Here is a 13522-nt window from a genome sequence, read left to right as displayed (position 1 = left end):
CTTCAACTGTTTGACACAGGTTGCAGCTGCCAAAGCGTCGTGTAGTTTATCGGTTCGATCATCGGCTGTAATCGATCCAACTGCTTCGCCGCGTCCAGATCGACACATAGACTTACATTCGTGAGCGACGATGTCGTCACGACTGCACCATCATAAAATGCAGGCAACCCGCGCATCGTTTCGATGCCGGGGCGAATCCCCTTATCGTCCTCGATCATCATTTGCCGCATTTCCAAATTTATCCGGCGGACATCGAAGAATAGAGCCCCTCACGATTCACTGCATCTCCCTTAAGCTGTAAAACGATATGATGAACCGGTCCACGATTGCTATGCCGACGCGTAGGGTCAGGGCCTCGCTCGGCCGCGAAGCTTCTCGTCGGGCTGGTCAACGCTGGATTTGGAGTGCCTGTCAGGTTCCATGGCTCGATTGTTCTGATCCTCACCAGTTGTCCGTGAACAAGCCTCCAAGCACTTGATTGAGAGTCTGTTTTCCGGTTGCGGCGGCATTTGAGATTGCAGGGGATTGGGGCTTCACAGCAAAAACCTGCAATTTCGATTTTGGATTTCCCTGCCGCTGCGAACCGTGATTCTGTGCTGCATCGGAGGGACCGATGCGACCAAAGAAGCACAGGACGACAGGCTCGAACGATCTGTTCCGGTCCCGGCTGGACCAGATCATCAACATGCGACACGAGCTGGTTCTGCTCGCCGGCAGGGTCGATTGGGACTGGATCGACGGCGAGATCGCGCCGCTCTACAGCGACAACGGCAGGCCGGGTATCGCGACCCGCTTCATGATCGGATTGCTGCTGCTCAAGCACATCTACGAGGGGGTGTGCGAGCGCTGGGTCCACGATCCGTACTTCCAGTTCTTCACCGGCGAAGAGTTTTTCCAGCACGTTTTCCCGCATGAGCGCTCAGACCTGAGCCACTGGCGCAAGCGGCTCGGCGACAAGCTGGAGCGGTTGTTGGCCGAGAGCCTTCGCGTGGCGCACGCGAGCGGTGCGTTGCGCAGCCAGGACCTCAAGCGGGTCACGGTCGACACGACCGTCCAACCGAAGGCCATCAGCTTCCCGACCGACGCCAAGCTGCTGCATGCAGCGATCCGCGGGTTGAACCGCCTGGCGAGGAAGCACGGGGTCAGGCTCCGGCAATCCTATGTTCGCGTGGCCAAAAGCGCGGCGATGATGGCGGGCCGCTACGCTCATGCCAAACAATTCAACCGGCATCAGCGACAGCTGCGCATCCTGCGCAGCCGGCTGGGCCGGATCATCCGCGACATTCGCCGCAAGACCGAGGGCCAGGCCGCATTGGAGGGGGCATTCGCCCTGCCGCTGAGCCGAGCCACCCAGATCGGCTCGCAGCAGCAGCGCCAGCGCGGCTGGAAGTTGTATTCCTTCCATGCTCCGGAGGTCGAGTGCATCGGCAAGGGCAAGGCCGCCGCCCTATGAGTTCGGCGTGAAGGCCTCCATCGTCACCAACAACCAAAGAGCTCCGGGCGGCTTGTTCGTGCTCCACGCCTGCTCGCTGCCGGACAACCCCTACGACGGTCACACCCTTCGCAACGTCATCGAGCGCACCGAGAGCCTCACCGGCTGCCCGATCGAACGGGCCTATGTCGACAAGGGATATCGCGGCCACGACACACAAAATCCCCGCCGCGTCTTCATCTCGGGCCAGAAGCGCGGCGTCTTCGGCGTCATCAAGCGCGAGCTACGCCGCCGTTCCGCCATCGAGCCCATCATCGGACACATGAAGAACGAAGGTCACCTTGGCCGCTGCTATCTCAAAGGCCGCGCCGGAGATGCCGCTAACGTTCTCCTCTCGGCCGTTGGCCACAACCTCCGCCGTGTCCTGGCTTGGCTCAGAGACCTTTTGTCCCTCTTCCTGCTCTCACTCTGGCCAACGCTCAACTGTCCAGTTCAGCCCAATTCGGCTTATTAACGATCGACTCACCACGCTCATTGGAGAACGTAGAGGTTTCTCAACCTCCGAGCTAAGCTCGGATCCTCCGCGCGAGCTACGGAGGGTTCAGTTCGAGAAGCTGATTGACGCGCTCGAAAACAACAGCCCGGCGAAATCGACACTCACCTTTGCAATTTACCGGCCGAGCCAAGAGCCGCTTCGAAGGCATTGCGTTGGTCAAGTGTCCAGAGATCTCAGAATGGGGCGCTAGCTTCCGAGAAGCTGACGAGCCTCGGCCCAATGCTTGGTTCGATGTTGAGAACGCCGTCGAGTTTTAACCGGCAGGGGTGCTAGCGGCAGCAACAGCTGAACGGTGAATGTCCCGTATGATCTTCCCCCAAAAAATTAGACGGGTTTAGGCGACGTTTAGCTCCATCTCGATCGGGGCGATATATCCCACGGCGGAATGGAGCCTTGTTCGGTTATAGAAGCCCTCGATGAAGGCGAAGATATCACGCTGGGCGTCGGCGCGGGTCTTGTAGTTGCGATGATGAACGAGTTCGGTCTTCAAGGTATGGAAGAAGCTATTGCGCCTCCAATAAGCTGACGGCCGCTGCCCTCCCGGCCGCAGAGAATAGCACAAGGCTGTTTCTAACCCGCGCAGCGTGCAACGGCTCTGGACAGTTTTTTAAAATGTCGCGCTCGTTCGGTCTCCTGGCGCAGCCGGGCGATCTCCGAAGCCTGGTCCGCCGACATCGGCGTCACCTGCGTGGTGGGGCGCCACCTCGCCGATGCCGGCTCCTGCCGGAGCTTGTCGACCCAGCGCCGCAGCACCGAGTCGCGCAGACCGAGCTCCTTGGCCACCGACGTGACCGTGCGACGGCTGGACACCACCAACTCGACGGCCTGGCGCTTGTACTCCTCGGTAAATGACCGACGTTGACGTTCCATTCGACACCTCCGGGCTCAATGAGCCTACTACAGGTGTCCACTCATTCGGAGGAGGTTCAGCGCCTGTCCCAAAACTCCCAAAGAGTCATAGATGACTGTGCTTTTGCTTACTAATGCTGAGAGACAAGCGAAATCGGAGGGCGCTCGTTCGAGTCGCCACGGCGTTGGACCTAAATGATGATAGCTCTTCGCGCAATCATGGCCCTTAATTGGGTTTCAGCAGCTCAATCGGTAGGGCGTTCCAGTTAGGTGGTATCTGCCCAAGAATATTGCGAACGAAGAAGTCCAGAAGCTTGAGCTCGCTATAATTGCCGGGCGCTCCGTGATCTGCACTGGGTACCACAAGCATGTCGAAGTATTTTCCTGCCTTGATGAGCCGATCAGCCATCTGGAAGGTAGAGGACGGATCGACATTGCGGTCCATTTCGCCGACAACGAGCATCAACTTACCCTGTAGTCTGTGGGCGTTGTCGATGGCGGAGGACAGCGAATATTCGATACCAACCGGCCAACCCATCCACTGTTCATTCCACCATATCTTGTCCATCCGGTTGTCGTAACAGCCGCTGTTAGCCACCGCCACCTTGTAAAAATCAGAATGGAAGAGCAGCGCGCTCACCGCGTTCTGCCCGCCGGCGGACCCGCCAAAAATGCCGACGTTCGAAATATCGTACCATGAATACTTCGCGCTCGCCGCCTTATGCCATAGAATCCGATCGGGAAAGCCGGCGTCCTTTAAATTCTTCCAGGCAATGTCGTGGAACGCGCGCGAGCGATTGTTCGTACCCATTCCATCGATCTGAACGACGATAAACCCCATTTGGGTGAGCGGCTCAACCAAGGCCGAGAACGACTTCGGAACGAAAGAACCCGTAGGGCCGGCATAGATGTTTTCCACCACCGGGTATCTCTTGTTTCGATCGAAGTTGAGGGGCTTGTGAATAACCCCCCATATATCGGTCTCGCCGTCCCGGCCCTTGGCATGGAAGCTGAGGGGCGGCTGCCAGCCGGAGGCGATGAGTTCCGAGATATCGGCGCTCTCAACCTGCATCAGCTCGGCATTATCACTGGCGCGATACAGCGCCAAGCGCGGCGGGACATCGATGCGTGACCACAGGTCGACATAGTAGCGGCCGTTAGGCGAAAACTCAATGTGATGGTTGGCCGGTTCAGGAGTGAGCGCGGTCAGTCCGTTCCCATCGAAGTCGACACGGTAAGCATGGACAAAATAGGGATCTTCCCCTTTGTCCCTCCCGCTCGCACCAAACCAAATCTGGCGCTTGACCGGATCGACGTAGTAGACCGCGCGAACCACCCAATCTCCTCTAGTGATCTGGTTTTTGAGCTCGCCGGTTCGGCCATCGAAGAGGTACAGATGCTCGTATCCATCGCGCTCGGACGCCCAGATGATCTCCTTTCCGTCCTCAACGTCGTAGCGGAAGAACTTTCCAGTTTTCTGCTGGTCCATCACCAGAGGCTGGTAATCGATGAAGGTAATGCTGCGCTCATCAATCAGAGAGCGCACCTTACCCGCAGCAGCTTCCACCTCGACAAGTCGATAGAGTTGGTGCCCGCGCTGATTATACTCGAAGGTGAACCCGCGACCATCCTTCCACCACTTGATCGGCGAAAGGTGGTAGGGATTTGGAAAGGAAGCATTGTCGATTTCAATCTTGCTCTGCATGATGATGTCAAACAGCACCGGCTGGAGCAGCGGCAAGGCATCACCCGGCTTCGGATACGTCATCGTCGAATATCTAGGTTGAAGCTCGTCCGTCGGGGACGATTCGATGTAGTGGATCTGACGTTTGTGGCCTGGACGGATGCGGTAAGCCGCGAGGTGACGCGAATCTGGAGACCATCTTAGCGTCGAGAAAGCATAGTAGTTGCCTTCCGATCCGTCCCAGGTCAAAGGGATGTCCTGCAAGCCGTCCTCGCTGCGCAGGAAGATATTGTATTTTGTAGTATAGGCCAACCATTTGCCGTCAGGGGATATGCTTGTGTTCTCCGGATCGTTCTCCGCGGGCGGAGTGGGGTCATAGCCCATCTGTTGATGGACGTCCGGGTGCATGGCATTGGCTGTGCAGCCATAGCTTACGAGGTCGCATGTCCACCGGGTGTTGTCGATGTTGAAGGTGATCATGCGAGCATCGTCGGCCAGCTCGAAACGGTCGAACGGCAGATTGTCGGCCTTATAGTTCTCGAGGCTTGCCCTGGCCAGCGCCGCCGCGAGGCGGGTATGATCAAAAGCCGGCTGCTTTCCGCCAGTGGCAGCATCGACCTGCATGAACTGGTGCTTGCCTTGAGTCGTCCGTCGGTAGACGAACGCTTCGCCCTCTGCGAGCCAGAACGGAACGTCGGGCATATTGACAGTGAGCTGGTTATATTGAGCGCCGATCGTTAGCGCTCGCTCGTAATCGGACGGCACCAGCAGCGGCTTTGCAATGTTGTCGGCCGGAGCCTGCGCGGCTGCCAATCCCTGCTGACCCAGCAGCGCAAGCATGAAAGCGCCGAGCTTGTACATGATCGTTCACTCGTCCTCGTTGTGTGGGGATAACGGAGGCTGGGGTTGACCTCACGAAATTGGCGCAGCTGCGTTCAGTGTCTCCTCCAAAGCCCAGCACTGACCCTTGCGCACAAAGCGTCCTAAACGTTGCACGCAAGTCTTGGGCCAGAATCAGGCTCCGATCTCCCAGACACCTGAGTGGGCGACTGGGCGGCACGGTCTAAAGCTGTGATCACCGCTCTGGCCCCCGGCCAGGGATGCAGGGGTATGGACGACGTCGCCATAGATAGATGGGCCTAGGGGTCACTGAAGATGTCCGGCATAGCCGCCACCGCCGTGCACGCCAATATAATTCCCGGTCCAGCTCCACAGTGTCGGATGAAACCTTCACCGCTGGATCGAGATCCGCCGAATTCGCGCCACCGCAAGCGGCAAGCGTAACTGCTGCCGCGCCCCGTATAAGAACTCCAGGTCGCATATCACCTCACGAACAACACATGTGCGCGCCATCCGCAACGACGTTCGATGTCGTGGCGTCGCTTCTACGCCCCTGGTGGTGAGCAGACTCCATGCCAGCGAAGCGATGCGCATTCCCGACGGCTTCCGATAGCTATGTCGCTTACGCGACAAGGCTAGCGATTGTTGAGGCAAGCCGTATGTCTGACCTCGAACACACCAGAACGTCCTGCCGTAGCGGCCGATCAGCTTTGCGGGCTGCATCTCGGTCTTCGTCGGCCATGATGCAAGAAGGCCAAGGAAGAACGTGTGGGCGACGCATGGATGGCATCGTCAACTTAATCGACCGCCGAGACGAAGGAGGCGATTTTCAAAGGTCCGAGATTCGGCGATAGCGCTTGTCGCGGAGATTTCGCGCCAAGTCGCAAAGGCTCGTTCGCGCGAAGCACGACGGAGGTCGGCGGCGACAGCTCCGAGATAGGGGATGCGGAAACGTTCGCGACCTGATCGTGAACTGACTAAAACCGTTGAGCCTGATGGGGCGCTTTGAAACGCTTCATGATCCGCTCGCGTCGCCGCGTCTGCCGATGAGAATTCTCGGCGCGATTGTTGAGAGTTTTGTGCGGGCGATGTCCGACGTGAAAGCCCATGCTCGCCCTCGCAGCGCCGTACGAACGGAGCTTGTCCGTGATCATCACGCGCAGCGGCGTGCCGGCGGATTCAAGCGCTTCTTCATGAGCCGCTGCGCAGCGCGCGAGTCTCTTCGGGGCTGGATCAAGACGTCGAGAACGAAGCCATTCTGGTCGACAGCGCGCCAGAGCCAATGTTGTTCGCCCGCGATCGAAATAACGACCTCGTCCAGATGCCATTTGTAACCGCGAGCGGAAGCGCGCTGGCGGATGCGATCGGAGAACGCCTTTGCCATGGTCGGTGTTGTAAATCTCCGGCGTGCCGTACGTCGCCGCGCCTCGTCCAGAGCCGCCACGCAGAACGAGACGTCCATCGTATTCGACAGCCGCCACGCCAGAACCGCACGGCTCGCTCAGTCGATGATGGCGACGAGATAGAGAAAGCCGCGGCCGATGGGCAGATACGTGATGTCGGCCGCCCACACCTGGTTCGGCCGGTCGATCGTTCATGTTGCGCAGCAGATCGGGACAGAGATCTTGTGGCCCGGCGCCGGCTTTGTCGTGTTCGGCTTCGGTCCCAGCGCGGCGATGCCCATCTTGCGCATCAACTGTTGCACGCGCTTGCGATTGACCGCAAGCCCCTCAGCCTCAGCATCGCGGTCATTCGCCGCGAGCCCAGGAATGGCCAGGCGGTGATCAGCTCGTCGATCCGCTGCATCAGGGCAAGGTCGTTGAATTGGCCGGCTGTAGCGGCCGGTAGACGCTAGAACGGGCGATGCCGAGCAACATGCATTGCCGACGGATCGACAGCGCCTGGTCGACGCGCTCGAGCATTCCTCGACGGTCCGGCGTGCTCATCTTCCGGACCTCCGCGCTAAAAACTCGCGCTCGACCGTCAGTTTGTCCGATCTTGGCGTGCAGCTTCTCGATCTCGCGTTCGCGCGTTTCCTTCGCTCTCGCGCCCGACACCCACGTCAAAAGCCGGGCCGCCTGGTCCAGCAGCTGCTTCTTCCAAGCATAGATCTGGTTCGGTGAACCTCATAGCGCTGGGCCAGATCGGCAGCCGTCGCCTGCTCCCGCACCGCTTCCAGTGCGATCTTTGCCTTCAACACCGCGTCGATCTTCCGTCGCGTCTTCTTCGTCATCATGCCCTCCGTCGATCAAACGGAGCGGCCCTTTTCCAACCTGGCCTCTCGTCCCAAAACCGGGGTCCATTTCAGGGCACCATTCGCCGGGTCACGCGCAACGTCAAACGCCGGCGGGATGCCGGTATGACCTTGCGATGGGTCGCGGCCGGCATGATCGAGGCCAACAAGGGTTTCCGATGATTGAAGGCGCATAAGAAATCGTCGGTTCTGCGTGCGGCCCTTCAAGCTCACCACGATCGCATGACGATCAAGCCCGTTGCCCACGTCACGAGCGCGGCGCTCAACAGCGATCGGGACATCTCCCGCTACCTTCGCTCACGAAAGGTCGCGCAGCGGGCATTGATCGTTCTCACCCAACTCGGCGAGGTGCGGAATGGCCCGTTTCAAGAACAGTGCCGAAAGTTCGGTGGTGATGCGAAAATCCAAAATTGCGTATTTCGCTCGCTATTTCTTTGAGCTTGTGAAAAACGGGCGCACTGCAAGGTAGGAGCGGCGGCACAGCTTTCGTCCGTTAGAATTGCTGGTCGTCCCACGACATGTTTCTCTCCTCGGGGGATTGCGAACGAAGATCGAGGGCGACTAGGCGAAGAGTCCACTTCTCGACGTCGCCCCCGCAACAAACCACCCAGCCCCCGACGGGCTGCCCACGCAGCGTGAGCATTGTGCGAATCGATTTTCGTCCGGTGCGATCAGCTCCACATGTTTGCTAGGGAGCTGTCGCATTGCCTGGCCGAAAATGTTCCTGAACTGAGTTGTTGCCTCACGTAATTTTCTCTCCACCGCTGGTAGCGCCAGATCCGTCACCTTTGATTGTTCTCGCAGCGGCTCCAAGGCGATCTTTGCCTTCAGCGCTGCTTCGATTTTCCGTCTCGTTCTTCTTCATGGTCTCCGTTTATCAAAACAAAACGGCATCCGCACCATCTGAGCCGCCGGTCCAAAATCCGAGGCCACTTCACCTCACCGACCGTGGGTACTCACCTCGATGTCAGGGTCCAATTATTGAAGTTGAAGTTCATCCCACCTGGAGAGGAGGTGATCTCAACGCCGTATTGGACGTTGCCGACGTTTATCTCCCCAAAGTACCCTTTAGACTTGATCCACTGCAGGACACTCTTGATATCCACCGTCCCACTGTTGGTCTTCGAAGTGCGCAGGAATGAGATGACCTTATGGTGATTTTCTCCTTGAAACACGTTCCAAGTCGCTCCGCCTACATCGACATTTGTGTAGATCGGTATCGCCGGCCCGGAAGAAGCGTACTTGTAAGAAATGGGCTTGACGTTGCCGCCACCATCGGGATTGCCGGTGTAATTCGTCCAGAGCATTATCTCATACTGATTTGAGCTATCCCAGATATCGTAGGCGACGTCCCAGGCGCCGCTAGTCGGAACTTCCTGATTGAAGTTCGAGATCAGAGTGTTGATCGAACTGAGCGGTTTGCCGACATTGAAACCCTCGTGGGGATAGCTCTTGATGCCACCAGTATCAGGCTGGTTCGACCACACCCCCCACTGGTTGACAGCACTCACCGAGATAGTCTGGGGTCCTGCGCCCCTGCCCCATACGTCGTTGTTCCAACTGTAGCCATCGATTGAAAAGCTCCCGTATTGAGCGCTCGAACTCCATATCGGAGCTTTTGCCGATATTGGCACAAGCGCAACACTGGCCGCACTCAGGGCCGCAAACACCTTTAGCTTTGACACGCTCGCCATTCTCAATCTCCAACCTGACCTTTGCCCGCTCGCCCCTCGCAAGAGTTGGGCCATTATGCGCAGAGCCAGACGTGCTATTTTTCTCGCGCTCCGGGTTGCGTTCCCGACAGGCTGGCGGATTTCAGACAGGGTCCCGCCGCAGGATTGGTTGGAATTGAAAGCGGCGTAGTCTCTGAGGTGATCAACCTCGAATCATCCGCCGTTTGGAGCGCCGGATCGGAGACCATGCCATGACCAGCAATGTCACAAAGATGCATTTCCCCGCCGTGTGAAAGAGAGACGGCTCCGCAGCTTTTCGAAATTGGTTCGATCCGGTTGAAACGGCGGTGCGGAAACCAACGCGGGAACTCATTAGAGGAATTGCTCCGCAGCGAGCTCGATGCGGCCCTTGCGCGGCCGCGCTACGGACGCGGCATGAAGGCCGGCCATGAGGGAACGCCCCGTTACGGGCATCGACACGGCAGCCAGCCGCGGTCGCTGACCGGTAGCTTCGGGTCGATTAAAATCGCGGTCCCGCGTGCGCGGCTTGACACCCGCGATGGGGGACGACCGAATGGAAGAGCCAATTGCTGCGGGCTTGCAAGGATCGCCTCAGCCCTGCCGAAGTAGACATCGACAGGAGTGAGGTTGTCGATGCTCTCATGATAGCGGACGTGATTGCAGTGTTCGACGAACCGGGACGAAGCGCATGGTATTGCGCGCGACAGCTTCGCTGATCGCCTCTGCGTCGGCAGCATCAGTCTTCCCGCGCTTGAGTAGAGTCGAGGAGAGGCGCGGTGATGCGCTTGTTGCGCGTTCCGTTTCCTCTCCCCGCTCATCAAACCGGACGTGCGGTTTTCCCGCATCCGGCTTTCCGACAGGTTTCGTCACAAGGCGCACGTCGGCGACACTTTGCGCACGCGGTTCAGCACAAGTACGCCAGGGTTCCCATAGATCTGATCAGAGAACCGTCTGACGCCACGTCCTGGCGTCTTATGTCGTCTGCGCAGAAAGGCGAGCACGCGGTCAAAGACGTGTCGATCAACGGCCTGATGAGCCGTAGCAAGCGAGCCATAGCTGAAGTAAGCGGACCAGCCGCGCAGAAGGCGGTTCAGTCGTGCTTGTACTTCGGGCCAAGCGCCCTTGTTGCCCGGCGTCAGCAGTTCGCTGACCTTCCTCTTGATCCGCAGCACGCTTTTCTTCGACGGAGCCGCGCCAAGATACCACCGCCCCCCATTGCGGAAGTGGCGGGGTCCGAGCGTGTACCCAAGGAAGTCAAAGCTTTCCAATCGGGCATTCTTCACCGAGGTTTTAGTCTCGTTGAGTGTCAGCCCAAGCTTGGTCATCACCGCTTTCGTCCACGTCAATGCGTCTTCCGCGTGGCCGCGGCTGAGAATGACGAAGTCGTCGGCATAGGAGATAATCTGGCCATGGAATGCTTCACACCGACCGCTGAGACGCCAATGCTTCAGGAACCGGTTCATGTAGATGACGGAGAGCAGCGGACTGATGGCTCCCTGAACGCAAAAGATAACTTCCGCTTTGAACGCGTCATCGTCGGCTGGCGTGATAGAGCCGTTGTTGATTTGAGACGCAAAAGGTAATACCGTTATGTCATATGATTCGATCGACGCAAGCGCAGAAAGCCGAGCGGCTGAGGGCGGCGCGACGCTTGCTCGCGAAGAAAATCGGCATGGCGGAGGCGGCCTTGGTGCTGTCGCGCGAAAGCGGCTTGTCGCTGCGGCAGGCCTATCGCTATCTCGAAGTGGCCAAAAGCAGGGAGCGGCTCCTTCCCGCGCCGCAGCCATCAGTGACGCTCTCCCTGAAGATGCCGGCCGATCTTGCCCAAAAACTCCAGACGCATGCGACGGCTTCCAGGCTTTCGGCAAGCGAGGTGATGCGCCGAGCGGTGGCCGCTTATCTCGCGTCTGTCCGCGAAGATGGCTGAGCGGCGAAAAAAACGCGACGTTCGACTCGAATTTGCGTTCGATCGCCTCGTCGCCGTCAAACTTGAACAGGTTTACGAAATTCTCGTTCCAGATCAGGTGCGCTTCGCGCGCGCTGGCGCCGATGTGACGGGAGGCGAAGATGAAGACCGCCGCGATTTACGCCAGAGTGTCGTCGGACAAACAGAAGGAGGAGAACACGATCGCCAGTCAGACGAGCGCGCTGATCGCTTTCGCGCGCGAGCAGAACTGCGACGTGCCGGCGGAATGGGTGATCGAAGACGACGGCTATAGCGGCGCGAGCTTGTTGCGCCCCGGACTTGAACGACTGCGCGACCTCGCCGCAGAAGGGCGGATCCAAGCCGTGCTCGTCTACGCTCCCGATCGGCTGAGCCGGCGCTATGCGCATCAAATCCTTCTTATCGAAGAGTTCGCGCGCGCCGGCGTCGAAGTCTTGTTCATTCGCTCGAGACGGGCAGCGACGCCGGAAGACGAGCTGCTGCTGCAGTTTCAGGGCATGATCGCCGAATATGAACGCGCGCAAATCCTGGAACGGTCGCGGCGAGGGAAGCGCCATCGCGCCCTTCAAGGCCAAGTGAGCGTGCTTTCCGGCGCTCCGTTTGGCTATCGCTACAAGCGCAAGACCGATCACTCTGCCGCCTATTATGAGATCGACGAGCGACAGGCCGGTATCGTGCGCTGGGTCTACGAGCTTTACACCGCAAAAAGCCACAGCATCGGCGCCATCACGCGCCTGCTCAATGAGCGCCAGATTCCGACAGCCAAAGAAACAGGCCGCTGGGAGCGCTCGACGGTCTGGGCGATGCTGCGCAATCCCGCGTATAAAGGAACGGCCTGCTTTGGCAAGACGCGGATCGCGCCGCGCATGCGTGTGACGCGGCCGTTGCGATTGCGCGGCGGCGTCGCTCCTCGCAATAGCGCAAATCATGAGCTTCCTCGCACAGAGTGGATCGAAATCCCTGTGCCGACCATCATCAGCGAAGAGACCTTCGCATTGGCGAACGAGCTTTTGGAAGCCAACAAGAAGCATGCCCCGCGACGCACGATCACGCCGAGCGCCCTGCAAGGATTGTTGAGCTGCGCCAAATGCGGCTATGGGCTCTATCGCACCTCGACCAGGTCGAGCGCTCGAACCATCCATTACTACCGCTGCTTGGGCTCGGATGGCTGGCGCCGGCTCGGCGGGCCGGTCTGCGACAGTCGCCCGACGCGCCAGGATTTGCTGGACGAGGTGGTATGGAAAGAGATCGCGCGTTTACTTGAAGACCGACAGCTCATCGAAGACGAACTTGAGCGCCGGCTCAAGGCGGCGCGCAACTCCGATCCCACACAGCGCCGGGAGGAAACGCTTCGCCGCGATCTTGCGCGCTCCCGGAAAAGCATCGAGCGTCTCCTCACGGCCTATCAAGAGAGCCTTCTCTCACTTGAAGAGCTGCGCAGTCGCATGCCCGATTTGCGTAGCCGCGAACAGGCTTGCTTGTCGGCGCTGCAGGCGATCGAAGACCAATCGCAGGAGCAGGAGGTTTGTCTGCGTCTCGCTGAATCCGTGACTAGCTTCCTCGAGCGCCTCCGCTCGTCCGTCGGCGCGCTCGATATAATCGAACGCCAACGCGTGCTGCGCCTTCTCGTGAAGGAAGTCCTCGTTGGCGACGACAAGATCGTCATCCGCCACTCCATCCCCCTCCCACCCACCCCTCCCGGTGGAAAGGCGCCCGGCGCCGCCAATAGCTCCGTGACCGCTCCCCCACCGCAAAGTTATCTTTTGCGTTCAGGGAACCATGACACCCCCCTGTGGCGTGCCACACTTGTTGCTCTTACCGCCGCTCATGCGCCGTTTCCCGTTGCTATCCCGCTCCTCGACCGGTACTCGCAGCCATAACTTAATCAGCCGCAGCACATTCCGGTCGACGATGCGTCGGGCCACCGATTTGAGGAGGTCCGAGTGCGGTATCGTGTCGAAGTATTTCGACAAATCGGCGTCAACAACATCTGTGTAGCCCCGGCACATAAGCCGGTGCACTTCCTTGACGGCATCGACCGCGTTGCGGCGCGGGCGATATCCATAAGCTCCGTCCTCAAAATCCGCCTCGAAGATCGGTTCCAGCACGATCTTTGCAGCAGCTTGGACGACCCGGTCCCGGATTGTTGGGATACCGAGCGGACGTTCGCCGCCGCCGGGCTTCGGGATCATCACCCGCCGCACCGGATCGGGCCGATAGGTCTTCGTGACGAGTTCATCGCGCAGGCCAGCCAACCATGCTTCGAGT

The 13522-nt window shown here is 59.0% G+C and carries 11 protein-coding genes and 4 pseudogenes; 5 read left to right on the top strand and 10 right to left on the bottom strand.

Annotation, left to right across the window (positions count from 1 at the left end; all coding sequences use genetic code 11):
* Positions 1 to 2: 2 nt before the first annotated feature.
* Positions 3 to 221, bottom strand: coding sequence for a hypothetical protein (locus BJA_RS09760; protein WP_223153707.1), 219 nt, complete (start codon positions 219 to 221; stop codon positions 3 to 5).
* Positions 222 to 613: 392 nt separating this feature from the next.
* Here BJA_RS09760 and BJA_RS09755 point away from each other — a divergent pair.
* A pseudogene (locus BJA_RS09755) lies at positions 614 to 1946 on the top strand (IS5-like element ISBj2_B family transposase).
* A gap of 376 nt (positions 1947 to 2322) precedes the next feature.
* Here BJA_RS09755 and BJA_RS09750 read toward each other — a convergent pair.
* From BJA_RS09750 to BJA_RS09725, 6 genes and pseudogenes are all read right to left on the bottom strand, one after another.
* Positions 2323 to 2550 (bottom strand): IS3 family transposase, encoded by a 228-nt coding sequence (locus BJA_RS09750; protein WP_370091571.1) that lies wholly within the window; start codon positions 2548 to 2550, stop codon positions 2323 to 2325.
* A gap of 8 nt (positions 2551 to 2558) precedes the next feature.
* Complete coding sequence (locus BJA_RS09745) at positions 2559 to 2858, bottom strand: transposase (RefSeq protein WP_011084772.1); 300 nt, start codon at positions 2856 to 2858, stop codon at positions 2559 to 2561.
* 205 nt (positions 2859 to 3063) lie between these two features.
* Positions 3064 to 5382 (bottom strand): S9 family peptidase, encoded by a 2319-nt coding sequence (locus tag BJA_RS09740; protein ID WP_011084771.1) that lies wholly within the window; start codon positions 5380 to 5382, stop codon positions 3064 to 3066.
* A 776-nt stretch (positions 5383 to 6158) separates the two neighbouring features.
* Positions 6159 to 6739 (bottom strand): annotated as a pseudogene (locus BJA_RS09735) (IS6 family transposase); the annotation flags it as partial.
* 427 nt (positions 6740 to 7166) lie between these two features.
* Positions 7167 to 7307, bottom strand: a complete 141-nt coding sequence (locus tag BJA_RS09730) for a hypothetical protein (RefSeq protein WP_154694111.1) — start codon at positions 7305 to 7307, stop codon at positions 7167 to 7169.
* Between the two features lie 116 nt (positions 7308 to 7423).
* Positions 7424 to 7594 (bottom strand): hypothetical protein, encoded by a 171-nt coding sequence (locus BJA_RS09725; protein WP_162130978.1) that lies wholly within the window; start codon positions 7592 to 7594, stop codon positions 7424 to 7426.
* A gap of 75 nt (positions 7595 to 7669) precedes the next feature.
* Here BJA_RS09725 and BJA_RS09720 point away from each other — a divergent pair.
* Positions 7670 to 7876: pseudogene (locus BJA_RS09720) on the top strand (IS256 family transposase); the annotation flags it as partial.
* Positions 7877 to 8571: 695 nt separating this feature from the next.
* Here the strand turns inward: BJA_RS09720 and BJA_RS09715 are convergent.
* Positions 8572 to 9309: a glycoside hydrolase family 12 protein gene (locus BJA_RS09715; RefSeq protein WP_063921401.1), complete on the bottom strand. Its 738-nt coding sequence runs from the start codon at positions 9307 to 9309 to the stop codon at positions 8572 to 8574.
* Between the two features lie 293 nt (positions 9310 to 9602).
* On the opposite strand from BJA_RS09715, the pseudogene BJA_RS42910 reads away from it, so the two are divergent.
* Positions 9603 to 9932 (top strand): annotated as a pseudogene (locus BJA_RS42910) (IS256 family transposase); the annotation flags it as partial.
* Positions 9933 to 10175: 243 nt separating this feature from the next.
* Here BJA_RS42910 and BJA_RS43595 read toward each other — a convergent pair.
* Positions 10176 to 11096: a group II intron maturase-specific domain-containing protein gene (locus tag BJA_RS43595; RefSeq protein ID WP_257784501.1), complete on the bottom strand. Its 921-nt coding sequence runs from the start codon at positions 11094 to 11096 to the stop codon at positions 10176 to 10178.
* On the opposite strand from BJA_RS43595, the gene BJA_RS09705 reads away from it, so the two are divergent.
* Together BJA_RS09705 and BJA_RS09700 are read left to right on the top strand one after the other, a co-directional pair.
* Positions 10982 to 11236, top strand: a complete 255-nt coding sequence (locus BJA_RS09705) for a ribbon-helix-helix protein, CopG family (protein WP_223153759.1) — start codon at positions 10982 to 10984, stop codon at positions 11234 to 11236. The genes BJA_RS43595 and BJA_RS09705 overlap by 115 nt on opposite strands.
* 140 nt (positions 11237 to 11376) lie before the next feature.
* The gene (locus tag BJA_RS09700) at positions 11377 to 13134 is read left to right on the top strand and encodes a recombinase family protein (protein ID WP_011084759.1); all 1758 of its coding nucleotides are present in this window, start codon (positions 11377 to 11379) and stop codon (positions 13132 to 13134) included.
* Here BJA_RS09700 and BJA_RS09695 read toward each other — a convergent pair.
* Entirely contained in the window at positions 13024 to 13446 is a 423-nt protein-coding gene (locus tag BJA_RS09695) for a reverse transcriptase domain-containing protein (RefSeq protein WP_236842260.1), read from the bottom strand. The genes BJA_RS09700 and BJA_RS09695 overlap by 111 nt on opposite strands.
* Positions 13447 to 13522: the final 76 nt, after the last annotated feature.

Source organism: Bradyrhizobium diazoefficiens USDA 110 (assembly GCF_000011365.1).
Taxonomy (GTDB): Bacteria; Pseudomonadota; Alphaproteobacteria; order Rhizobiales; family Xanthobacteraceae; genus Bradyrhizobium; species Bradyrhizobium diazoefficiens.
This window is presented reverse-complemented; position numbering and strand designations above follow the sequence as displayed.